This is a genomic window from Alteromonas sp. ABH4_452 (assembly GCF_056311825.1).
On the sequence record NZ_CM149973.1, the window covers coordinates 756,664 to 778,913 of the forward strand.

A 22,250-nucleotide genomic window follows, 5' to 3' on the forward strand; every position below is an offset into this window, starting at 1 on the left:
TTGTCTTTTAAAGCTATACCAGCAGCATAAGCTAACGCGTTAAGTCGGCCTAGTGCTTATCGGCTCTGCTTTGGAACTTACGCTCTTCGGTATTAACCTTAATCCATTCACCGGTACTGATGTATTCTGGCACTTGTACTACTAGGCCGGTCGAAAGCGTCGCTGGTTTGGTACGAGAAGTAGCAGACGCACCTTTAATAGACGGGTCGGTCTCAACTACTTCTAGCTCTACGCTCATTGGCAAGTCCAAGGCAACCGGGACTTCGCTAACAATGACAACTTGAATGCCATCGGTTTCTTCGTTAATAAACAGAGCTTCGTTCTCAATGCTCTCTTTGTTCAAGTGATAAGGGGTGTAGTCTTCCTTATCCATGAATACATATTCTTCGCCATCAATATACGAAAACATAGCAGGGCGACGAATTAAGTCAGCCATATCTAGGGTGTCTGAGTCTTTAAAGGTTTCATCGTATTTGGCGCCTGTTACTACATCGTACATGCGCATGCGATAGATGCTGCCACCAGCACGACCTTGAGGGACAGAGCGTTCAATGTCTCGCACGATGCAAGTTTTTCCGTCAAATACCACAGTGTTGTTCTTTTTAATTTCACTAGCCTTAGGCATGGCGATTTCCTATTGTTTTATTTTCTTAAGGTGCAAGCCTTGTTTCTATCTCAGCCCATTCTCTGCGATTTTAGACGACTAAGAAAGTCTTTTTGCTGGCTCAGCCTTCTATCAGCGCTTTAACGTTCGCCAAGGTATCAGCTTCATTGGCGGGCTTGTCCCAACGAATTCTATGTATACGGGGAAAGCGCAGCGCGACCCCTGATTTGTGCCTTGACGATGGGTGTACAGCGTCAAAAGCCACTTCAAGTACCAGCTCTTTTTTCACTTCTCTTACCGGGCCAAACCGCCCCACGGCGTTGCGCCTTACCCAGTTATCTAGTTTTTTGAGTTCTTCATCGGTGAACCCGGAATAGGCTTTTCCGATAGGTAGAAGCTGACTGTCTTCCCAAGCGCCGAACGTGTAGTCAGAGTAAAAACTGGAACGCTTGCCGTGTCCTCGCTGTGCATACATCATTACCGCATCCACAACCAGCGGGTCGCGCTTCCATTTAAACCACTGGCCCTTAGGCCTGCCAGGTACATACTTACTATCTAAGCGCTTGATCATCAGACCTTCTACCGCACGATTTTGGCATACTTGGGTGTGAAGCTGGCGCAAAGTTTCAGGTGAAGTGGCATTAAGTGTTTCAGAAAGAAACAAACGACTGTTATTCGTTTTGCTAAACCATTCTTCAAGGGCGTCGCGCCTTGCTTTTAGTGTTTTATCGGTTAGATCTTCACCATTAAGCACTAATGCATCGTAAACGATTAGTCCCACTGGAGAGGAAGACTGTAACGCTTTACTCGGTTTCTTTTTATTAAGGCGTTGCTGAAGGGCATTAAAAGTATCCACGTCTGGCTGTGTGGCGGATGAAGCCTGTTTACCGCTTTTATCACTACTCGTGCGTTGACTAACCGCACCTTGGGCAGTCGATGCTTCAGATGGATGAAAGCCATGTTCTGCATTATGGATAACCAGTAGCTCTCCATCTAGCACCATATTACCGCTTACAGACTCAAGCAGATCAGGAAATGAGTGGCTGATATCATCGCCAGTACGAGAGAAAAGAGCTTTTTCAGCTTCATCGCCATCGACCTCACTATCTTTCTGAGTCTTATCATCAACAGTTTTATTCGACTTAACAACAAGCTGCACGCGAATGCCATCATACTTGTTCTCAATTTGCCAAGCGTCTTTGGTGAAAGCGTCGATATCGCCATCTTCAATGGGGTGAGAAAGCATAACTGGATGAAATGTGACGGCATTTTCAATATCAGGCTTGTCAGCTTTTCCTTCTAGCCAGCTAAGCATATCAACGTAAGGAGGAGTAACCGCATGCCACAGTGTTTCTATTTCTTTAATGTCTTTATTGCCATAGTCGGCCAATATTTGTTTTATAGAGCGCGCCGACACGCCTATACGTAACCCCCGTGTGCCCAACTTTAGCAACGCCCAGCGTTGAGCCGGCGTCATTATTGTTAGGTAGTGGGCTAGCGTCTCAGAAACTTTATGTTTACTGACCGAAGCGAACGTTTCTACCACCTCGGTTAGCGTGGGTAGCGAATCTGTTGGCTCGCTATAGGGCCATAAATGGGCTACGGTTTCACTAACCTCACCCACATAGTCATAGCTCATGGCAAAAAGCGCAGGGTCGGTATGTTCGGTAATAAGCTTTTTTACCGTGTTTCGTTTAAAGAAGTCGAACCGCAATGTACCTGCCATAGCAGCAATCGCCCAGCCCCGGTCAGGGTCTGGCGTATTGGCAATGTAGTTAGCGATGAGCTGCGCCTTGGCTTTGTTTCCAGCCGTGAAATACAGCTGTTCAAGTAAGTGACTGAATGCTTCCACTAATCGCCTCCTTGCTCTTCTTCATCATAACCGACTAGCGATAGCGCTCTGGCTTTAAACCCCATTTTTTCTGCCTGATACATTAGCGCATCTTCTCTGCCGTGGGTTACCCACACTTCTTTCGGATTGACTTCTTCAATGGTTTGCAGCAATTCAGGCCAGTCGCAATGATCAGAGATAATAAGCGGTAGCTCGGCATTTTTTTGCTTAGCGCGAGCGCGGATCTGCATCCAGCCAGATGCCACGACAGGTCGCACGTTAGGCAAGCTTCGCGACCACCTATCGGCAAGTGCCGAAGGGGGCGCAATGACTATCTCACCGTCTAAGGACTTTTTATCTGCAACCTCAGACACTGGAATCAACTCACCTAAGTCTATTCCTAATTGCTTGTATAGGTCACACAGTTTTAGCTGCGCACCATGTAAGTAGATGGGTTTGGTGTAGCTTGCTTCTCGCAGCGCTAGTATAACCCGTTGACATTTACCCAATGCATACGCGCCTACAAGATGGCATCGCTCGGGAAACACGCGTAATGAGTGAAGGAGCTTTTCAATTTCATGTTCAATAGGCGGGTGCTTAAAGACGGGAAGCCCAAAGGTGGCTTCGGTTATTAATACATCGCAGGGGACAACTTTAAAGGGCGGGCAAGTAGGATCGTGACGGCGCTTATAATCACCGGACACCACAACGCGGTAGCCTGCATATTCAATAAGAATTTGTGTAGAGCCCAGAATATGGCCAGCAGGATAGAACGTGGCTTTTACATCGTTAAAATTAATGCTTTCACCCATTGCTATAGCGTGCTGATGAATAGCCATATCTTCCCCGTAGCGGGTTTGCATAATAGCTAGTGTTTCTGAGCTTGCGAACACACTGTTATGACCTGCCCGTGCATGGTCAGCGTGACCGTGTGTGACAAGCGCGGTGGCGACTTCATTCATTGGGTCGATGTAAAACTCACCGGGCTCGCAATAAAGGCCAGTATCGTCAGTTTTTAACCAGGTTGATGGGTGCACTAGTTATAGTCCTGCCAAATCAGAGAATGCTTGTTACTACGTATTTAACCCCCTGAATCGACCACTTGAATTAGGCACTCACTACTGGTTTAACCCGCATTCATCTATTGAATTTGGGTTAGGCTATGATACTGACGAAAACCAATTAGGCTCGGCTACTTTGCTAGGCACTTTCAGATTCTAGATAGTTACGCCAATATGCCAAAGGACCAGGTTTTACCTTGGTCCTTTTTGGTTGAATCGGATTTATATAACGTATTTTAGTACAGATGTTAGCTATGAGGTTTTGTTTGCCTCTGTCGCCAATTCTTGCTCTGCAACTAAGCCGTCGTTTTGCTTGCTCTGTTGCTTCTTATAAAAGCTGCGCAGGTATAGCCTTCTCCATGCCGCTTCAAATGGCCCTTGTTCAGAATGCTTAGTTATAAAATTCGCCAGCAACATTTGAATTGCTGTGAGCGCAAGGGTAATTAACATCAAATCGAGCAGCGTCACGGTATAGGCAAATTCGGGGTAGTAAGCGGGCATAATCACACGAAACAGCACAGCCAGAACAATGGATTGTGTTAGATAGAGGGTAAACGCCACCTTGCCGCAGTTAATAAGTGACTGATACCACCAAGTGGTTGTATTTTTTACTTTGATTAACAGATGAGCGTAGGCAAAAGCACAGAAAATAGCGGGAATACTGGTAAACATAGGGATAACATCTGAGGTTACTTGCTCAAACATTATCTGAGGAATAACAGTAATAACCGAGGTGGCTACGGCAACTATAGCCACTTTTTTAAATACAGTAGAAGAAAAGCCAAGGTTAAAGAAATCGCTTCTATAAAGGTAGGCACCAAACATCATAAGCCCCATCGACTGCCAAAGCATGGTAAAAGGTGCTGCAATAACGGTAGCGAAAACAAAAGAAGCTTGAACGCCAATTTGGAACAAATAACTACTTTGCCATTGTGTAACCTCTTCGGCGTAAGCTTCGCTAGACCTAAGTGGAAGTGCGCCACCGTAGTCGTATCCAAGCGTAAGTACTATGCCAAAAACAAGCATAATGATGCTTCCCACGACTAAATATTTAATGCTTTTTGTGCGAAGCGCTTCTTGGTCTAACGTTAAGTGTTTTAGTACAAAGTAGGCGCAAAAACTGTAATAAAGCAGTATGTCGCCGCCAAATATAAACACGCCATGTATTAACCCAAATAAAAATAGCCATTTAAGCCGAGATTTAGCAAAGTCTAAAAAGTTGTGCCCTCGCTTTTGGCAAGCGTCGAATTGAATAGCTAAACCTGCTCCAAACAACAGGCAAAATAAGGTGCGAAATCTTCCATCTAAGAAAAGCGCGCTAAGTGTCGAGATAATCTCATCTGACAAAAGTGGCTCTTCAAAAAACGCGTAGCCGGTGTGAAAGTTTTGATGGTATGCAATGTTTAAAAACAAAATGCCAAGGATTGCTAAACCTCTAATGGCATCTATGGATTGAATTCGCATTTACGTTCCCTGTAATCATATTTTGTAGTTTAACGAGTGTAGTGTACTCGTTTTCGAAGTGTCGATAATTAAAGTGTATCCGAATATTAACTATTGCTAATAACTTTAATGCACTGATAAATAAAAAGTACAGGAGATACTTATTTTTTCAGGAAAGCTATATTGCGTTGAGTTTGGGCGCTGAGTTTGGGCGCTGAGCTTTGACGATTATTGCAAAGGTAAAAGTAAGGTGTTGGCGTATATAAACTTAACTAAAGAATTGGCGTATAAAGCGGAAAAGGCATAACAGATACTGTAAATGACATTACTTCCCTGCGCTTTCGCTAAGTGGTTTAAGCAAAAAGGCTGGCAACTACGTGATTATCAACAGACCATGTTGGTGGAAAAAGATAAACATGACTGTACGTTACTGATAGCACCAACAGGGGCGGGTAAAACCTTGTCAGGTTTTCTGCCGAGTTTGGTAGAGCTGAGTGAGTTAAATGAAGTAAATGAATCAGCTGAAAACTCAGCTAAAAACAAGGGTAAGCAAGGTGGGTTTAATGGTTTGCATACCCTGTACATTTCACCACTTAAAGCGTTGACTCAGGATATTCATCGCAACCTGTTGCAGCCTATTGAAGAAATGTCGTTGCCTATTACTGCTGAAACGCGTACTGGCGATACGCCTTCTCATAAGCGTCAGCGACAGCGTAAAAAGCCGCCTAATATTCTACTTACTACCCCCGAATCCCTTATGCTGATGTTGAGCTACGCCGATGCCGATAAGCTTTTCGGCAAGCTAAAACGCGTGATAATCGATGAAACCCACAGCTTAATGGCGAATAAACGCGGCGACTTTTTATCTCTTGCCTTAGCGCGATTAAGCGTGCTATCTCCAAGCTGCAAACGCATAGGTTTGTCAGCGACCGTGGCATTTCCTGAAACTTTGGGCGCGTGGCTGGCAGGCAGTGACAGCTTTGCCAATATCATTAAAGTAAAAGCTGGGGAGAAGCCAAAAGTTGAGATGCTGCACTCTAAAGCACGCATGCCTTTTGGTGGCTTTATGGCTCGTTACGCCATTGATGATATCTATGCGGCCATAGAAAATGCACAGACCACGCTGGTTTTTGTCAATACACGAGCCCAGTCCGAGCTTCTATTTCAAATGCTATGGGAAGCAAATAAAGCGGCGCTTCCCATTGCGCTTTATCACGGCAGTTTGAGTAAAGAGCAAAGGCGCAAAACCGAAGCTATGATGGCGAGCGGTATGCTAAGAGCAATTGTGTGTACTTCTGCGTTAGAGTTAGGTATCGACTGGGGCGACGTGGATAAGGTTATTCAAGTTGGCGCACCAAAAGGTGTGAGCCGATTGCTGCAGCGTATAGGGCGAGCGAACCACAGGTTAGATGAGCCTAGCGAAGCGTTACTTGTACCAGCCAACCGTTTTGAAGCGCTGGAATGCCAAGCGGCCATTACGGCCATTGAAAAAGGTGAACTTGATGGCGAAAGCCCTCAGCCTGGAGCCCTAGATATCATTCCGCAGTTTATCTTGAACTGTTTATGTAGCAAAGCTGATAGCCCGGGTGCCTTGTATCAAGAGATACTTACCGCTACGCCTTATCAAGGGTTAGATAGAGACGATTTCGATAAACTGTGGCGCTTCACCCAAGACGGAGGCAGTGCCCTTAATGCTTATGAACGATATCAGCGCTTAACGCAAAACGACGACGGCACTTTTGCGCCTGCAAATCGACGAGTTATACAAAGACACAGGCAAAACATAGGCACAATTGTTGAGGCAGGACGACTCAAAGTAAAGCGCATTAGAAGAGGGAATCAGGGCAAAATTATCGGTGAAGTAGAAGAATATTTCGCCCAGCAGTTAACGCCCGGAGATACCTTTTATTTTGGTGGAGAAGTACTGCGCTTTGAAGCAATCCGTGACATGCAACTTCACGCCAAGCCGGCAAAAGCCAAAGAGCCTAAAATACCCAGCTACGCGGGTGGGCAAATGCCGCTATCTACCTATTTGGCGGAAGGCGTACGGGCAATTCTGGCTACTCAGAAATCATGGAAAGCACTGCCCGCACAGGTACAAGAATGGCTGAAGCTTCAGCAGGCGTTTTCTCAGTTACCTAGCCCTGAAAAGGTGTTGGTGGAGCAGTTTCCATTTAGGCAGGCGCACTATACCTTGTACTACACCTTCGACGGTCGCAAAGCGAACCAAACATTAGGTATGTTGCTAACGCGGCGAATGGAAAAAATGGGCATAAAGCCACTGAGCTTCAGTGTGACTGATTACGGGTTATCGGTAGCATCAGTGAACGCCATCACACAAGGGCAGTTACAGCAGCTTTTTCAGCCGGATATTCTAGGCGACGAGCTAGAAGATTGGATGTTACAAGCGCCTATGCTAAAGCGTTCGTTCAGGCAAGTAGCGGTAGTTAGCGGGTTGACCGAACAGCGTTATCACGCCAGTCAAAAAACCATGAAGCAAGTAACGTTTTCTACCGACCTTATTTACGATACATTGCGTGAGCACGACCGTGACCACATATTACTTAAAGTAGCTCGGGCTGATGCTGAGCGTGAGCTTCTCGACTTACGGCGACTCGCTAACTTACTAATTCGGTATGTAGATTCAGCGACATTAGTGAACCTTGAAAAACCGTCGCCCATGGCTATTCCTATAGTGCTTGATGTGCGCAGTGAACAAGTAAAAGGCGCTGGCGCACAGGCCATTATTGAGCAAGCTAACTTATACGCCGAAGCCGAAACTATGTTAGACGAAGTACGCGCACTGCTATCAGGGACTAGCATTGAATAGGTTGGGACTAAATAGACTATTTAAACTTCGCTTTCCCATATTGACGATGTACCTTTCGCCAAATGCTTTATTTAACAAACATTTGCGATAAGTCCGTTAAGCAGGAAAGCTTAATAATATTTCGCTAAATAAACGAGCAGCGTTACCTAGGTACTAAAAACTCACAAACGAAAAGTAAAGAGGATAATTTGGCAATAACCGACGCGTGGCTGACGGAGAAAGTCAGTCAGCGCCATATCACTATTACGAAATATGCAGACTACTTGTGGTTATTAGACGCACGTGGCGTCGCATATTTACCCGCATGCGACTGGCTGATTGTGTCTGATCTTCACTTAGAAAAAGGTAGCTATTTACGCAGCTATGCGAACCCCATACCTAGCTTAGACTCCACCGCCACGCTTAAACGCTTAGAAAGCATTATTGATGATTACCAGCCTAAACGAGTAATCAGCCTAGGCGATAGCTTTCATGACAAGCATAGCATGTCTCGTATGACCTTTGATGACCGTCGGCATTTATGTAGGCTTGTTGATAGCGTCAATGAGTGGATATGGGTTGAAGGTAACCATGACCCTGATTTACCTGAAGGCATTCCAGGCACGCCATGCTTTGAAGTATTGCTAGATAATATGGTATTCAGGCATGAGTCGGATTTCAACGAAAAGCGACCGCAAGTTATCGGCCACTATCACCCTAAAAAGCGCACCACTATTTCTCGCCGCCGTTACTCTGGTAAATGCTTTACTAACAACAACAGCCTATTTGTGATGCCTGCCTTCGGGCAATTCACCGGCGGGTTAGACATAGACGAAGATGTAATGCTAACGCTTCTGCCCAAGTCGACCCGTCAGGTTTTCATGCTCTGTGACGGCATAGTCTTCAAAATATAGCACACCAAAAATGGGGTCAGAGTCAGCGGGACATTTAGACATTGACCTTCCTTCTAAAAGCCGAAGTAAACAGTGAGGGGGTCAGAGTCAGGACTCTGACCCCCTCATTGTTTTAAGCCTAGTTTAGCGCGCTGAGTTCCCATATACTTTTTCAACTGAACAAAAAAGGAACAGGAAAATGTATCGATTCGGAATTGTCGGCGCAGGAATGATTGCGGATTTTCATGCTCAGGCCATCCACGCTATTCCCAATGCAGAACTAACAGGGATTTATTCACGTTCAATTGATAAAGCAAATGCGTTCTCTCAAAAGCATAGCTGTACACCTTACGACGACTATACGTCGTTTATAACGTCTCCTGAAATTGACATCATTACTATATGTACGCCTTCAGGCTTTCATTTAGAGCCTATATCCGCCGCCGCAAAAGCGGGCAAGCACATCATTTGTGAAAAGCCGCTGGAAGTTACAGCTGACAGAGTCGATGAAATGATTGCGGTGTGTGCTGAAAACAAAGTGATACTAGCGGGCATTTTCCCTCGTCGGTTTAATGCGTCGTCACAGTTACTTAAGCAAGCTTTAGAAGCAGGGCGCTTCGGCAACATTGCCATGGCAGATGCCTATATTAAATGGTGGCGAACCCAAGAGTATTATGAAAGCGGTGCCTGGCGTGGTACTTGGAAGCTTGATGGCGGTGGCGCGTTGATGAACCAGTCAATTCATACAATTGATTTACTCCTTTATGTAATGGGGGATGTAAAGTCTGTGCGAGCAGAAACCAGGCTGGTGGCCCATGATGGTATAGAAGTGGAGGATGTTGGAATTGCGATGCTAGAGTTTGAAAACGGAGCATTAGGCGTTATTCAAGGTTCAACAGCTTGCTGGTCTAAAAGCGGTCATCCGGCAGAGATACAAATCACTGGCTCTCAGGGCTCTGTTTTTATGAGTGACGACAAATTTCGAGTCTGGGAGTTTGCTGACGAAAGTGAGGAAGACGAAGAGATCAGATGCAAGTATGGGCTTTCTGAAAATGAAGCGGGAGCTGGAGCGGCTGATCCATCCGCTATCGATTTCGTGTGGCATCAGAGAAACTTCGAAGATGTATTAAATGCCCTTGATAACGGCACCAAGCCGCTTGTGGATGGATTTGAAGGGCGTAGATCGATTGCGCTACTAAACGCTATTTATCGCTCAGCGAAAAACGGCGGTGAAAAAGAAATGGTGTAAAAATGGGGTCAGAGTCAGCGGGACATTTAGACTTTGACCTCTCTTACAAAAGCCGAAGTAAACAATGAGGGAGTCAGAGTGCTGACTCTGACCCCTTTGTTTGGGTTAGTCGCGCCAGCGCTTGGTTAGTTCTTCGTAGGCGTCTATACGGCGGTCACGGAAATAAGGCCAAATGCGCTTAACCTGCTCGGTACGTTCCATATCAAGCTCTACTGTTAGCGTAGTTTCACCATCAGCTTCGGCTTTTGCCAAAATCTCACCTTGCGGGCCTGCTACAAAGCTTTGTCCCCAAAACTGAATGCCTGGGTCACCTTCAACTGGTGACGCTTCAAAACCAGTACGGTTTGCCACGATAACCGGTACCGAGTTTGCCACAGCGTGAGAGCGCTGAATGGTTTCCCATGCACCGTGTTGGCGGCTACGCTCTTCTGCTGTGTCAGTTAAATCCCAGCCGATAGCCGTAGGGTAGAACAGCAAGTCTGCACCTGCCATTGCCATCAGGCGAGCTGCTTCTGGGTACCATTGGTCCCAACATACCAAGACGCCAAGTTTGCCTACACTGGTCTCAATCGGTGTGAAGCCCATATCGCCCGGCGTAAAGTAAAACTTTTCGTAAAAACCCGGGTCGTCAGGAATATGCATTTTACGGTATTTGCCCGCAATTTCTTTACTGCGGTCAAACACGACTGCGGTGTTGTGATACAAACCTGAGCCGCGTTTTTCAAAAAGCGACGTCACTAAAACGATATTGTGCTTTTCGGCTAGCTCACCAAAAAAGTCTGTCGCTGGACCTGGTATTGGTTCAGCCAAATCAAAGGCGTCAGTATCTTCTTGCTGGCAAAAATACAGGGTACTGTGCAGTTCTTGTAGCAGAATGCACTCGCAGCCCTCAGCCGCTAATTTGGCAATTTGCTCGGCACTTTTATTCCAGTTCGTTGCTTTATCGTTATCGGCAACGGCCTGTTGTACCAGACCCACTTTTAGCTTAGCTGGGCGCATGTAATGACACTCCTTTCTTTAAGGTGGTGATAATCGAATCTTTTAACGTATCTATGGGTACTTGCATAGAAATACAATGCAAGCTGCCGTATTGTCTTACGAGTACACTACAATCAATTGGTTCAACAATATGATTGGGGTGTGCTTTTTGCACAGTCTCGATGGCTTCAGCATCTTCTTTTTCACCATACACAGGCAACAAAATCGCGTTATTACAAATCAAGTAATTTGCGTACGATGCCGGCAAGCGATCTCCTTCATCGTTTACTATATGAGGCAGCGGTAAATGAAATTGTTTATGTTCAGGCAATTCAAGGGCGCACTCCTCACATAACGCCTTCAAACCTTCGAAGTGACTATCATTAGGGCGGTTGTTACACGCTTGAATCACTAAGCCTTTACTCGGGGTGAAGCGCACTAAGGTGTCGATGTGACCGTCAGTATCATCGCCTTCTAAATGCCCATGCTGCAATATGGTGACCTTACTGCAGCCCAGCATATCTTTAAAGGTATCTTCGTAAGCGCTTAGCGACATATCTCCGTTGCGTTCAGGGTTCAGTAGGCACTGAGCAGTACTTAATAGGTGTCCGTCTTCATCAATTTCCAGCGCGCCACCTTCAGCCACAATAGGGCTGCTGCGCAGTGCAGAATTGCACATGGCGGCGAGGTAACGCTGATTGACAAGGTTATCTTCTGAAGCGTTGAACTTGTTACCCCAACCGTTGAAACGAAATTCTACGGGCGAGCCGTTACCTTCACTGTCTTTACACGTGATAAAGCTGTAGTCGCGCATCCAGGTATCATTAAAGGATGCAGGAACAATAAGCACTCGGGCATTTTCGGGTAAACGGGGCTTAAGATCATCAACGTCACTTGGCGCGCATAATAAAATGACACCCGCGTTATTGCGGTTCACTGCTGCAATCACATTCAGGTAGGTTGCTCTTGCTTCTTCCAACCATGGAGCCCAATCGGTTTGTGCATGTGGCCATGCCAACATAACAGCATCAATGTCGTGCCATTCAGGCGCCATAATACGGTTGCCGTTCATAGTAGAAATCCAAGTCGCTTTAAAATAGGGAGTGGATTATAGCCATGCCGCAGTACCAGACCAAGGCTAATGGCGATGAAATTAATTGGCGGTGACGATTAATTTAAACCACCTAAAACGTAAGCCTAGCTTAAAGGCTATAATTTCACTTCAAATGTCGCCCACCATTAAGGTGAAGTGTTTGGCCTGTCACGTAGTCGCTGTCAAATAGATAACGCATGGCTTTAACAGCCTCTTGGGCACCCGGTACTATTTCGAGTAGCGACTTCTTCACTGCTTTTTGTTTATAAGCTTCATCGTCACCTTCATTAAACATGAGTAGAGCCGGTGCAATACTATTCACTTTCACCTTTGGAGCCAGCTTTTTTGCAAAAGACAAAGTGAGATTATGCAACGCAGCTTTACTCGCCGCGTAAGCCATATGCTTTTCACTGCCGGTATCTTGCACATAATCAGTCATGTGAATAATGTCAGCTTGTTCTTCACAACCGCACAGCGCTTCTTCTAATGCTAAATTAATGCGATAGGGAGCAACCGCATGAATCATCATCATGCGTTCCATTAAGTGTTGCTTATTACCATTATCTTTCTCTTGAGCCCAATCTGATGCATTGTGAATGATCCCTCGATAGGTTTTACTGATTGCCTTAATCTCATCAATTGCTCGATCAATAGCCGCCTCAGTGCTAAAATCCGCCTGTAAGACTGTTGCACCTTTTTCTTCAAGCATTGCAATACTAGAGCGATGCGTTCGATAAGTCACAACAACGCGATGACCTTGTTCGAGTAAACTTTCGGCCATCGCTAAGCCCAATCGTTGGCTGGCGCCTGTTATCAGTACAGGTGAGTTCAAGATAGTGTCCTTCTTTTCTAAGAGGTAACAGTTTTATTATTCCGTGCTAAATGCACGTGTGGTAGCAACAACATTAAATAAAAGTCATGTTGTCGTATAACCGAACTTTTACGAGTTGAAAGGCGTATCAGTTCAAAAAAAGCAGTAACAACGGATAAAGCAATGTTAGCAAAAGAAGCGGTAATTGTGCGTGATGCACTAGACCCCTCTATATCAGAGCCGGCACAACGTGTACGTGAAGCATTAGAAGCCAAGGGTTTAGAAACGCCTATGGTGGCTAATGGTCTTTCTGACGAACAAAAGCGCCAACGAATTGAAAGTGCTATGCGTGACGTAATGGACACGCTTGGACTTGACCTTACTGATGACAGCTTGTGCGACACGCCTAGCCGTATTGCCAAAATGTACGTCAATGAGATTTTTGGAGGCTTGGATTACCGCAAGTTCCCTAAGATTACTGCTATTGAAAACAAAATGCAGATAGACCAGCCTGTTCAGGTATCTGACATTAGCTTAACAAGTACCTGCGAGCATCACTTTGTAACCATTGATGGCACAGCCACAGTATCTTACATACCTAAAGATACGGTGATTGGTCTTTCAAAAATAAACCGTCTTGTAGGCTTCTTTGCTCAACGTCCTCAGGTACAAGAGCGTTTAACGCAGCAGGTGTTAGTTGCACTGCAAACATTAACGAATTCAGAAGATGTTGCTGTAAGTATTAACGCTACGCACTATTGCGTAAAAGCGAGAGGAATTCGAGACACTAATTCCTATACGAAAACGTCAGCGTTAGGTGGCCGTTTCTTAACAGACAGTGAATTAAAACGAGAGTTTTTCCGTTAAGTAAGTTGGGAAAGCCCTCACAGACAAATTAGAAAAGCCGCTTTTTAAAGCGGCTTTTTCGTAGATACCTAGCATGATTTCTTACTTGAAAAGGTGTTCGCTATCTAAAGCGTCAACAACAAGATTAATTCGGCCACCAATACCATCGGCGGGAATAAGACTGAGTACTTTGTTACAACAACCACAAGACTCATGTTGTTCGAGGTACATGTCTCGAGATGCGTTTAGTTGAAAATCATTAATTGCGCCGCAATAGGGGCACATGTATTCCAATGCTTTAACACTTTGCATAGCTTTATCCGTTACCATGTTTTACATATCCATATGACGTAAGTCGAAAACCAGTGTGTGAAAAAGTAATTTGTATTACCTCGACGTTTTAGCTTTTAAAAGAGAAAAGCTAAAAATCTGCAAGATACAAACCACACACATCGGTTAAGCGCTACTTTCGCGTTAACTAGCCTGTAAATAAGCTGAATAGCCGCCTTGCGGGATTATCTCACAAAGATTTTGGATAACCCTTATCCACGACTAAAGTATAGTCCGTAATTCTTTTGCTGCCTGTGTAATTTAAGGTTATTTCGTAAGTCGTTGGCTTCGAAGCTAATTAATTTTTATTGGCGGTAACCCACCCGCCGCGATGGGTACAACGAGTGGGTCACAATGTATGAAAGGTCGCGTTAGTTGGCCAAAAGCCATAGCTGCTGATAGGGGGCGAGTAATAAAGGTGCAGCTTCCATAGTCACAGTTTCACCTGACAGCAGGTCTGTGGTCGATGTACAGTTGACTGTCGCCAATAGAGAACGCTGAAGCTGTTGCTCATGTTCACTGAAATTACAGATAACAAGGAGCTTTTCACCTGCATCATTCTCGCGCATAAAAACAAAACAATGTTGATTGTCAGCATTTAATATATGTGTTTGAGCTTGGCCAAAAACGGAATACTGTTTTCTAGTTTCGATCATTTTTTGCAAGCCTTTAAATACGCGAAGGCTCGCGACTTCCGCTTCACTAGACGGTGCTGTCTTACCTAGGGCCAATGCGGTATCTTCTTCATTAACCGCGATGCGATTAACCCATCTGTCGTCATGCTTTTTACTTTCGTCTTTGCAGTAGCTGTAGTCGTTTAGCTTTCCAATTTCATCGCTGGAATAAAGTAAAGGGATGCCGCCGATACTGAAAGTTACTCCATATAACAACAACATGCGTTTAACGGCTTCGTCGATACCTTGTGCGTCACCGTTTTTAAGTGCGCCTTCTAAGCCGCACAGCGATGCCAGTGAACCACATACACGACAATCGCCATTACTTGGGTTTTCTGCAAATGGCACACCGTTAGCAAAACTTCCCTCAAAGCGACCAGTATAAAATTGGTTGAGGAAATAGCGATGATCGAAGGGGTTTATACCCAATTGATTAGCGACAGCATCATCGAACGTCCAGCCTATGTCGTCGTGACAGCGTACGTAGTTAACCCAAGTACACTCGTTTGAAATAGCGAAGCTCTTTTTCATAGAGTGTGTAAGCAGGCGTGTTTTACGTGTAGCTAGAGAGTTCCACAGTAATGCCATTAATAACGGGTTATAAGAAAGCTGGCATTCATCTTTATCGATATACTTCAGCACCTCATCTGGATGAACAATAGCTTCTGACTTAAATACCACCGCTGGCGCAACAATTTGCAAACAGCAGTTGAACGCTTGAATCAGTACGTGTGCTTTCTCCTGATTTTCGCAGTCGGTCCCCACTTCTTTCCAAATAAACGCAAGTGCGTCTAAACGTAACGCTGCGCTACCAATGTTAGCTAGAAATAGCATTTCAGAGGTAATGGCATTAAAAACTTCAGGGTTGCTGTAGTTTAAATCCCACTGAAAGCTGTTGAAGGTCGTCCAAACCCATTTTTCAATCTGTTCGTTAAAAGTAAAGCTGCCTCTTCTAACTTGAGGAAAAATCTCTCTTAACGTTTGTTCATATTGATCGGGAATAGTTCTGTCATCAAATAAGTAGTAGTAATTTTGATATTGCTTGTCGCCATTTAATGCCGCTTTTGCCCACGCATGTTCATCAGAGGTGTGATTAAACACAAAATCTAGCACCAGGTTAATTCCTTCCTTTTGCAGGGCCGACGAAAGCTTTTCCAAATCTTTTACAGTACCTAAAGAGGGATTTACCTTGCGGTAGTCCGAAACAGCATAGCCGCCGTCACTGTCGCCTTGCGGCGCGTCATATAGCGGCATTAAATGTACATAGGTTACACCTAGCGCTTTAAAATAAGGAATTTTATCGTGTAAGTCTTTTAGCGTTGGCCCCATTAAATCTACATAGCAGGCCATGCCTACCTGTCGCTCGTCGCGATACCACAAGGGAGCTTTTAGCCTTTCATTATCAAGCTTTTTAAGCGCTGGCTTTCGACTTTTTAACCCATCTCTTAATATTTCAATGAGTTTTTGTAAATGAAAATAGCAGTCATACTGATGTCCATAGACGCAGGTATAATGTTTAAAAAGTCGAGGGAAATGCGCTTTTAATCGCTGGGTAAACGTCGTTGCATCTTTCTTGGTAAGTCCAGATAAATCGGTAGATGCCAAGATGCGCTCTAAACACATACTGCTATCGGCAGCGTAGCTCATAGAAAACTCCATAGTATGACGCGGTTGAAGGGCTAGCGAACCTATTCTAATTAACAGGTTTACAGGCTTTTTAAATTCTGTTAACTTTCATCTTAAACGATTAAGTTAATTTTTCCAAATGAGATGTTAAATTTGTTATCAAATTTATTACATCGTCGTTTTTAATTACTAAATATGTGAAATAAGTCAGTGCTTCAAACATCTATTGTTTGTCAAAACTGACATGTTTTTTTATACGTGCATACGGATATAAATTTTCGTTATGCCGCTGTTGTGAGACTGACTATGCCTAACCAAGACCGTAGTAGCAGAATTATCCGGTGGTTAACCTACCTAATGTTTATGATGTTTGCGATGACATCAGATTCAGTAGGCGAGATTATCAAAGAAGTGAAGGTGGCGTTTTCCGTCACGAATGCGCAAGCAAGTTTAATGCATTCTCTGCCTATGCTGGGTATCGCCCTTTCTGGTTTGTTCTTGGGGTTTCTAGCCGATAAGTTAGGTCGTAAGCCAACCATTATTATAGGGTTAGCATTGTTTGGGTTAGCTTGTTACAGCTTCCTTATTGCTAATGACTTTATGTTGATTGTTAGTTTGATGAGCTTGTCAGGGGTGGCCGTTGGTATTTTCAAAACAGGTGCGCTGGCCCTTATTGGTGACATTTCAACTTCAACAAAACAACATACTGCAACGATGAACGGTGCAGAAGCTTTCTTTGGTGTTGGCGCGATTATAGGCCCTTTAATTGTAGCCTACCTTATCCATCAAGGGGTAGCATGGCAATGGCTTTACGTTATTGCGGGCGGCGTTTGTACTGTTCTTATTGTCGGTGCGCTGCTGGTCAAATACCCGGCTTATTCTCGTGACACGTCTTCTGGTGAAAATAAAGTATCCATTGCGCAAAGCTTAAAACTCGTAAAAAACCCTTACGCGTTAGGCTTTTCAATTGGCGCATTTTTATATGTTGCGGCAGAGAGTGCTATCTACGTGTGGATGCCTAGTTACCTAGTATGCGACGCAACTACGCTTAAAGCGACCTACGACTGTTACAGTGAGGGGTTTTCTCAGACTTTGGCTATTTATTCGGTAACCGCATTTTTTATTTTGCGTGCCGCAGGCCGTTTCTTGGGAATTTGGATGATGTCTCGCTTCAACTGGGCGTTGGTGTTGATGTTGTTTACAGGCGCTATAGTACTGTGCTTCGGCTTGGGGTTATGGGGTGGAAAGCAGCTCGCGCTTTATTTGTTCCCACTCACAGGTATTTTCATGTCGGTCATTTACCCTACGTTCAATTCGAAGGGAATAAGCTGCTTCCCTAAACATCAACACGGTAGTGTGGCAGGAGTTATATTGTTCTTTACTGCTGCTGGCGCAGCGGCTGGCCCTTTTATCATGGGGCTTGTAAGTGACGCTAACGGCGGTGATGCAAAATACGGCTTCATGGTCGCCACAGGTTTTGCCGCGTTGCTGTTTATCGGCTTAGTATATAACTTCGTTAAGAACCCCACCAAAGTGCGTTTAGCAGAAATTGAAGCGAGTGAGTACGCTAACTAAGTGAAAATAACCGCGAGGCTAGTCGCTCGCGGTGTTAGTTAACCTAAACGTGCCGGACTTATGTTCGGCACTGGTTTTTCGTAGCGTTGTTGTTTAAGCTTCCCAATATTCCCTCATTTATCAATCTGTAATAACGTCCCATGGATGAATTAAAACAAGCCCAAGCCCTTTACGACACGCTGGTTGAATTTGCTGTGACCTACAGTTTCCAAATTGTAGGTGCCATTATCATTTTCTTACTTGGCTGGTGGGTGGCAAATAAAATAGGTCATGTGGTTGAAAACCTCATGGTGAGCAAGAAGATTGATATCACGCTTAGCCGATTTACCGGTGGTATATGCAAGCTGGTAGTACTTGGTATAGTCATCATTATCGCGCTTGGGAATGTGGGTATCAGCGTAACGCCTTTAATTGCTGCACTTGGCGCTGTGGGGCTAGGTGCCGGTCTTGCTATTCAGGGCATGCTGGCAAACTATGCCGCAGGTTTTACGATAATCATTACCCGCCCGTTTGTCGTTGGGGATACTATTCGCGTTCGTGGCGTAGCTGGTGTTGTTGATCAAGTCATGCTGCCTTATACCATTCTTATTGATGAAGATAACGTGCACATACAGATTCCCAATAAGCTAATTGTTGGGGAAATCTTGCATAACTCTGCTGAAAACATGCTTATAGAACTCGAGATAGGCGTTGCTTACTCCAGTAATGTAGATAATGTCATTGAAGTAATTCGACATGCAGTTGCATCTGTTGACGGTGTTAGTGCAGAAAAAACACCTGCTATTGGTGTCGATAATTTTGGTGACAGCAGTATTAATTTTGGAGTTCGAGTTTGGGCTCCTGCGACAAGGCATTTCGAAGTGCGCTATGCGCTTAATCAAGCCGTTTTTAATGCCCTTCAACAGCACAATATTGATATTCCATTCCCACAACGGGAAGTTAGAATGTTGGACTAGGACAAGGGAATCTACGCAGACTTATTGTCAGATAAATGCCGAACAGCCACTCAGCCGTTCTGCATTTTTTTATAATTCGTAAAGTTCTAGCGGTAACCCGTCAGGGTCTTGAAAAAACGTAAAGCGCTTACCGGTATATTCGTCGGTCCTAACCGGCTCACATTCCACACGCTTGTTAGTTAAGTGATCAAACATTTCATCAAGGTTGTCTACTTTAAATGCCAAGTGTCTAAGCCCTTGTGCTTCCGGGCGCGAAGGTCTTTGCGGTGCCCCTGGAAACGAAAATAACTCAATTTGACTACCGTCAGGCAGGCCAAGGTCGCATTTATATGAGTCCCTGGCTTCTCTGTAATTTTCGTCAATGATGGAGAACCCTAACACCTCGGTATAAAACGCTTTTGAACGGGGATAGTCACTACAAATAATAGCAACATGGTGAAAGCCTTTTAGCATGCTATTTCCTTACTAGTGCTTACGGCATTTCTTGGCCACGAGCGACTTCAAACAACTTGTACCAGTGTTCGCGAGAAAGGTGAACGTCCATCGCTTTCTGACTAGATTTGATACGTTCTACATTGGTGCTGCCTAACACAGGCGCGATATTGGCAGGGTGTCGCATTATCCATGCTAAAACAATGGCTTCAGGCGTTGTTTGATATTCGCTTGCAAGCTGTGCCACTAAATCTGCGGTAGCTGCATCTGCACTAGTCTCGGTTTTCGCCCCTGTATATTTTCCTTGAGCCAAGCTTCCCCAAGCCTGAAGCTGAACATTATTCATCATGCAGTATTCAAGGGTTCCTGGTGCATAACCCATATTGCGATTTGCCGCGCTGTTGCTGGTTATTCCGTCTTCTAACCAGTCTCTAAAGCCAAGACTCATTTCAAGTTGGTTAGCTACAATAGGTGTCGACAGTGCTGATTGAAGGTAGTTTATTTGGTGCCCATGCATATTAGACACACCTACGTGCTTAATCTTTCCCTGTTGCTGCAGCAGTAGTAAGGTGCCAGCCACTTCTTCTAGCTCCATAAGCGGGTCGGGGCGGTGGAGCAACAGTATATCGAGTTGCTCGATACCTAAACGAGAAAGTATACCTTCGACCGAGGTGTGAATATGATTTGCCGAGAAATCATAGCGCTTTGGTCCTAAATCGTCCTCAAAGCGTATTGCACATTTAGATTGAATAAGCATTTTGTCTTTAAGCTCTGGGGCTTGCTTAAGCGCTTCACCAAAGGCAGTTTCTGCCTTACCGAATGTGTAAATATCAGCATGGTCAAAAACGTTAATATCTAAGTCTAGTACAGCGTCGATGATTGATCTTGCTTGGGTAACATCGGCTTTAGTGACGGGGTCATTATTCCAACCACCCCCTAAGCCCATACATCCATAAATTAGGCGGCTTGCATGTGGAAAGTGTGCATTCATATAGTTTTCTCCCTTTAAAGGTGTGAGTGAACAAAATTGCCTTTGCACTCATAGAAGCTTTGGCGCTTATTCTTATTATCAACTGGGCTGTACTCTAGTATGACGTGTTGGATAATAAAAGCTTGATTAGTCGAGTGTCTTTTAACTAGCGACAGTTAACGCTTAGGATATTTATGGTGTGAATTAGCAATAAAGATCACAACTGCTGGTGTAGGCGTTTTAATATCGTAGTGAATATTCATCGCTACAAACTCATCACAAGAGAAGAGGGTTTATGTTGAAAAAATGGTTTTTATTGGCAATTGCACTACTTGTTGGGTTAGCTGGCTGCACCGGAGTACCGGAAAACGTAAAGCCAGTTAAAGGTTTCGAGCTTCCTAGGTATTTAGGGGAGTGGTATGAAATAGCGCGCTTTGACCACAGTTTTGAAGAAGGGTTAAGCGAAGTCACAGCAACATACAGTATGCGCGAAGATGGTGGCGTGAAAGTGATTAATCGCGGTTATTCAAAAGAAGAAGGTAAGTGGGATGAAGCCGAAGGCAAAGCGTATTTTGTAGAGAACGAAACCACAGGACATTTAAAGGTGTCCTTCTTCGGCCCGTTTTACGCGAGCTATGTCATTATGGAACTAGACAAAGAAGGTTATCAATATGCACTGATAACAGGCCCGGATAAAGATTACCTTTGGATATTAGCGCGGACACCTTCAATTTCAGACGAAGTTCGCATGCGTTTATTAGAAAAAGCGACCGCGGCTGGGTACGATGTTAGTAAGCTTATTTGGGTAGAGCACGGCCAAGTGAAATCATAGCTGCTATCAAGCGAGTTGTTCTGCGCGCAAATTGGGAATTGTGCTATTATTGCGCGCAATTCCCCTCTGTTTGAATAAGTATTAAGAGAGACAAGGCATGCAAACGCTCAACATTACTACGCCAGACGATTGGCATCTTCATTTTCGCGACAACGAAATGCTGGCTGAAACAGTGCCTGCAACTGCGCGTTGTTTCCAACGCGCTATCGTTATGCCGAACCTAGTACCACCCGTAGTTAATGCTGAAATGGCGATGGCATATAAAGGGCGAATTGAGGCTGCGCGACCTGAAGGCAGTAACTTTGAGCCGTTAATGACTTTATTTCTTACCAACCAAACTACGCCGCAGGATATTATCGATGCAAAGCAAGCAGGCGTAACCGCATGTAAGCTTTATCCAGCAGGCGCGACGACTAATTCAGACGCGGCGGTAAAAGGTATTCAGGCTTTATATCCGGTATTCCAAGCCATGCAAGAGCAAGGTTTGCTTTTGCTGATTCATGGTGAAGTTACCGAGCATCACATTGATATTTTTGACCGTGAAAAAGTGTTCATAGACACACATTTAGGTCCCATTGTTGAAGCATTTCCTAAGCTGAAAGTGGTGTTTGAACACATTACCACAGCAGATGCTGCTAGCTTCGTAGCGGGCGCGAGCGAATTTGTGGGCGCTACTATCACGCCTCAGCACTTATTGCTTAACCGCAACGATTTACTGGTTGGTGGTGTACGCCCTCACAACTATTGCCTGCCGGTGCTTAAGCGAAATACCCATCAAAAAGCCTTACGCGATATGGTGGCAAGTGGTAATAAGAAGTTCTTTTTAGGTACTGATTCTGCACCTCATGCTAAGCATAAAAAAGAGAATGCTTGTGGGTGTGCAGGTTGTTACAGCGCATGGTCTGCAATAGAGCTTTATGCAGAAGTGTTCGAGCAGTTAGGTGCAATAGACAAGCTTGAAGGTTTTGCTAGCTATTACGGTGCAGACTTTTATGGTTTACCGCGAAATACAACTACAATGACGTTAGTAAAAGAGTCGTGGACGGTGCCAGAACAGGTAACCCTAGCTGATGGTACCGACATGGTTCCATTTTTTGCGGGGCAAACACTACAGTGGAAATTAGAAAAGGCATTTCAAGCGTAAGCTTATTCTATATGTTTTGTACGCGTGCCCTGTGGAACGTTTCCATAAGGGCACAAACGCTCTTCTACACCCATTCAAACGATTTTACTGACA

At 44.7% G+C, this 22,250-nt stretch carries 19 protein-coding genes; 8 read left to right on the plus strand and 11 right to left on the minus strand.

Translation table 11 applies throughout. The annotated features are described in order from the left end of the window. Positions 1–49: 49 nt before the first annotated feature. From efpL to ACYX4N_RS03310, 4 genes are all read right to left on the minus strand, one after another. Positions 50–625 carry an elongation factor P-like protein EfpL gene (gene efpL / locus ACYX4N_RS03295; RefSeq protein WP_025257482.1) on the minus strand — a complete coding sequence of 192 codons (576 nt, stop codon included), beginning with the start codon at positions 623–625 and terminating at the stop codon, positions 50–52. A 100-nt stretch (positions 626–725) separates the two neighbouring features. After that, positions 726–2,456 carry a cisplatin damage response ATP-dependent DNA ligase gene (locus tag ACYX4N_RS03300; RefSeq protein ID WP_476055601.1) on the minus strand — a complete coding sequence of 577 codons (1,731 nt, stop codon included), beginning with the start codon at positions 2,454–2,456 and terminating at the stop codon, positions 726–728. After that, a complete protein-coding gene (locus ACYX4N_RS03305) occupies positions 2,456–3,472 on the minus strand; it encodes a ligase-associated DNA damage response exonuclease (RefSeq protein ID WP_476055602.1) in 1,017 nt (338 codons plus the stop codon). Before ACYX4N_RS03305 ends, ACYX4N_RS03300 begins: the two co-directional genes overlap by 1 nt. Positions 3,473–3,748: 276 nt before the next feature. Then, positions 3,749–4,960, minus strand: a complete 1,212-nt coding sequence (locus tag ACYX4N_RS03310) for a DUF418 domain-containing protein (RefSeq protein WP_476055603.1) — start codon at positions 4,958–4,960, stop codon at positions 3,749–3,751. Positions 4,961–5,258: 298 nt separating this feature from the next. Here ACYX4N_RS03310 and ACYX4N_RS03315 point away from each other — a divergent pair, with 298 nt between their 5' ends. The 3 genes from ACYX4N_RS03315 (at position 5,259) to ACYX4N_RS03325 (ending at position 9,890) form a co-directional block, all read left to right on the plus strand. Then, a complete protein-coding gene (locus tag ACYX4N_RS03315) occupies positions 5,259–7,769 on the plus strand; it encodes a ligase-associated DNA damage response DEXH box helicase (RefSeq protein WP_476055604.1) in 2,511 nt (836 codons plus the stop codon). A 188-nt stretch (positions 7,770–7,957) separates the two neighbouring features. Continuing rightward, the gene (gene pdeM / locus ACYX4N_RS03320) at positions 7,958–8,662 is read left to right on the plus strand and encodes a ligase-associated DNA damage response endonuclease PdeM (protein WP_476055605.1); all 705 of its coding nucleotides are present in this window, start codon (positions 7,958–7,960) and stop codon (positions 8,660–8,662) included. 178 nt (positions 8,663–8,840) lie between these two features. After that, complete coding sequence (locus tag ACYX4N_RS03325; protein ID WP_476055606.1) at positions 8,841–9,890, plus strand: Gfo/Idh/MocA family protein; 1,050 nt, start codon at positions 8,841–8,843, stop codon at positions 9,888–9,890. Between the two features lie 105 nt (positions 9,891–9,995). Here ACYX4N_RS03325 and ACYX4N_RS03330 read toward each other — a convergent pair whose 3' ends face one another. The 3 genes from ACYX4N_RS03330 to folM all read right to left on the minus strand — a co-directional run bounded on the left by ACYX4N_RS03330 (position 9,996) and on the right by folM (position 12,793). After that, the gene (locus tag ACYX4N_RS03330) at positions 9,996–10,889 is read right to left on the minus strand and encodes a carbon-nitrogen hydrolase (protein ID WP_476055607.1); all 894 of its coding nucleotides are present in this window, start codon (positions 10,887–10,889) and stop codon (positions 9,996–9,998) included. Next, a complete protein-coding gene (locus ACYX4N_RS03335; RefSeq protein WP_476055608.1) occupies positions 10,876–11,940 on the minus strand; it encodes an agmatine deiminase family protein in 1,065 nt (354 codons plus the stop codon). Before ACYX4N_RS03335 ends, ACYX4N_RS03330 begins: the two co-directional genes overlap by 14 nt. A 145-nt stretch (positions 11,941–12,085) precedes the next feature. After that, positions 12,086–12,793: a dihydromonapterin reductase gene (gene folM / locus ACYX4N_RS03340; RefSeq protein WP_474804150.1), complete on the minus strand. Its 708-nt coding sequence runs from the start codon at positions 12,791–12,793 to the stop codon at positions 12,086–12,088. A gap of 162 nt (positions 12,794–12,955) precedes the next feature. Here folM and folE point away from each other — a divergent pair, with 162 nt between their 5' ends. After that, entirely contained in the window at positions 12,956–13,639 is a 684-nt protein-coding gene (folE, locus tag ACYX4N_RS03345; protein ID WP_474804153.1) for a GTP cyclohydrolase I FolE, read from the plus strand. An 81-nt stretch (positions 13,640–13,720) separates the two neighbouring features. Here folE and ACYX4N_RS03350 read toward each other — a convergent pair whose 3' ends face one another. Both ACYX4N_RS03350 and ACYX4N_RS03355 read right to left on the minus strand, forming a co-directional pair. Further along, the gene (locus tag ACYX4N_RS03350) at positions 13,721–13,948 is read right to left on the minus strand and encodes a hypothetical protein (RefSeq protein ID WP_474856526.1); all 228 of its coding nucleotides are present in this window, start codon (positions 13,946–13,948) and stop codon (positions 13,721–13,723) included. A 371-nt stretch (positions 13,949–14,319) separates the two neighbouring features. Beyond that, on the minus strand, positions 14,320–16,269 hold the full coding sequence (locus ACYX4N_RS03355; protein ID WP_476055609.1) for an alpha-amylase family glycosyl hydrolase: 1,950 nt from the start codon (positions 16,267–16,269) through the stop codon (positions 14,320–14,322). Positions 16,270–16,605: 336 nt separating this feature from the next. Between ACYX4N_RS03355 and ACYX4N_RS03360 the strand changes: the two genes are divergently transcribed. Both ACYX4N_RS03360 and ACYX4N_RS03365 read left to right on the plus strand, forming a co-directional pair. Next, positions 16,606–17,823: an MFS transporter gene (locus ACYX4N_RS03360; protein ID WP_476056413.1), complete on the plus strand. Its 1,218-nt coding sequence runs from the start codon at positions 16,606–16,608 to the stop codon at positions 17,821–17,823. Between the two features lie 140 nt (positions 17,824–17,963). Continuing rightward, complete coding sequence (locus ACYX4N_RS03365; RefSeq protein ID WP_474804162.1) at positions 17,964–18,779, plus strand: mechanosensitive ion channel family protein; 816 nt, start codon at positions 17,964–17,966, stop codon at positions 18,777–18,779. Positions 18,780–18,848: 69 nt separating this feature from the next. Here the strand turns inward: ACYX4N_RS03365 and gloA2 are convergent, their stop codons facing one another. Next, positions 18,849–19,232, minus strand: a complete 384-nt coding sequence (gene gloA2 / locus ACYX4N_RS03370; RefSeq protein WP_476055610.1) for an SMU1112c/YaeR family gloxylase I-like metalloprotein — start codon at positions 19,230–19,232, stop codon at positions 18,849–18,851. Positions 19,233–19,251: 19 nt separating this feature from the next. Next, complete coding sequence (locus tag ACYX4N_RS03375) at positions 19,252–20,202, minus strand: aldo/keto reductase (protein WP_476055611.1); 951 nt, start codon at positions 20,200–20,202, stop codon at positions 19,252–19,254. 274 nt (positions 20,203–20,476) lie between these two features. Here ACYX4N_RS03375 and ACYX4N_RS03380 point away from each other — a divergent pair, with 274 nt between their 5' ends. Next, positions 20,477–21,013 carry a lipocalin family protein gene (locus ACYX4N_RS03380; protein ID WP_476055612.1) on the plus strand — a complete coding sequence of 179 codons (537 nt, stop codon included), beginning with the start codon at positions 20,477–20,479 and terminating at the stop codon, positions 21,011–21,013. Positions 21,014–21,110: 97 nt separating this feature from the next. Then, the gene (gene pyrC / locus ACYX4N_RS03385; protein WP_476055613.1) at positions 21,111–22,157 is read left to right on the plus strand and encodes a dihydroorotase; all 1,047 of its coding nucleotides are present in this window, start codon (positions 21,111–21,113) and stop codon (positions 22,155–22,157) included. The last annotated feature ends 93 nt before the right edge of the window (positions 22,158–22,250 follow it).

Excerpts from the sequence above, each read along its gene's own strand:
- pyrC (WP_476055613.1), top strand. The coding sequence starts at position 21,111 with ATGCAAACGCTCAACATTACTACGCCAGACGATTGGCATCTTCATTTT.
- ACYX4N_RS03315 (WP_476055604.1), top strand. The coding sequence starts at position 5,259 with ATGACATTACTTCCCTGCGCTTTCGCTAAGTGGTTTAAGCAAAAAGGC.
- gloA2 (WP_476055610.1), bottom strand. The coding sequence starts at position 19,232 with ATGCTAAAAGGCTTTCACCATGTTGCTATTATTTGTAGTGACTATCCC.
- ACYX4N_RS03310 (WP_476055603.1), bottom strand. The coding sequence starts at position 4,960 with ATGCGAATTCAATCCATAGATGCCATTAGAGGTTTAGCAATCCTTGGC.
- folE (WP_474804153.1), top strand. The coding sequence starts at position 12,956 with ATGTTAGCAAAAGAAGCGGTAATTGTGCGTGATGCACTAGACCCCTCT.
- efpL (WP_025257482.1), bottom strand. The coding sequence starts at position 625 with ATGCCTAAGGCTAGTGAAATTAAAAAGAACAACACTGTGGTATTTGAC.
- ACYX4N_RS03325 (WP_476055606.1), top strand. The coding sequence starts at position 8,841 with ATGTATCGATTCGGAATTGTCGGCGCAGGAATGATTGCGGATTTTCAT.
- ACYX4N_RS03330 (WP_476055607.1), bottom strand. The coding sequence starts at position 10,889 with ATGCGCCCAGCTAAGCTAAAAGTGGGTCTGGTACAACAGGCCGTTGCC.
- ACYX4N_RS03360 (WP_476056413.1), top strand. The coding sequence starts at position 16,606 with ATGTTTATGATGTTTGCGATGACATCAGATTCAGTAGGCGAGATTATC.
- ACYX4N_RS03355 (WP_476055609.1), bottom strand. The coding sequence starts at position 16,269 with ATGAGCTACGCTGCCGATAGCAGTATGTGTTTAGAGCGCATCTTGGCA.
- ACYX4N_RS03380 (WP_476055612.1), top strand. The coding sequence starts at position 20,477 with ATGTTGAAAAAATGGTTTTTATTGGCAATTGCACTACTTGTTGGGTTA.
- ACYX4N_RS03365 (WP_474804162.1), top strand. The coding sequence starts at position 17,964 with ATGGATGAATTAAAACAAGCCCAAGCCCTTTACGACACGCTGGTTGAA.
- ACYX4N_RS03350 (WP_474856526.1), bottom strand. The coding sequence starts at position 13,948 with ATGGTAACGGATAAAGCTATGCAAAGTGTTAAAGCATTGGAATACATG.
- ACYX4N_RS03335 (WP_476055608.1), bottom strand. The coding sequence starts at position 11,940 with ATGAACGGCAACCGTATTATGGCGCCTGAATGGCACGACATTGATGCT.
- ACYX4N_RS03375 (WP_476055611.1), bottom strand. The coding sequence starts at position 20,202 with ATGAATGCACACTTTCCACATGCAAGCCGCCTAATTTATGGATGTATG.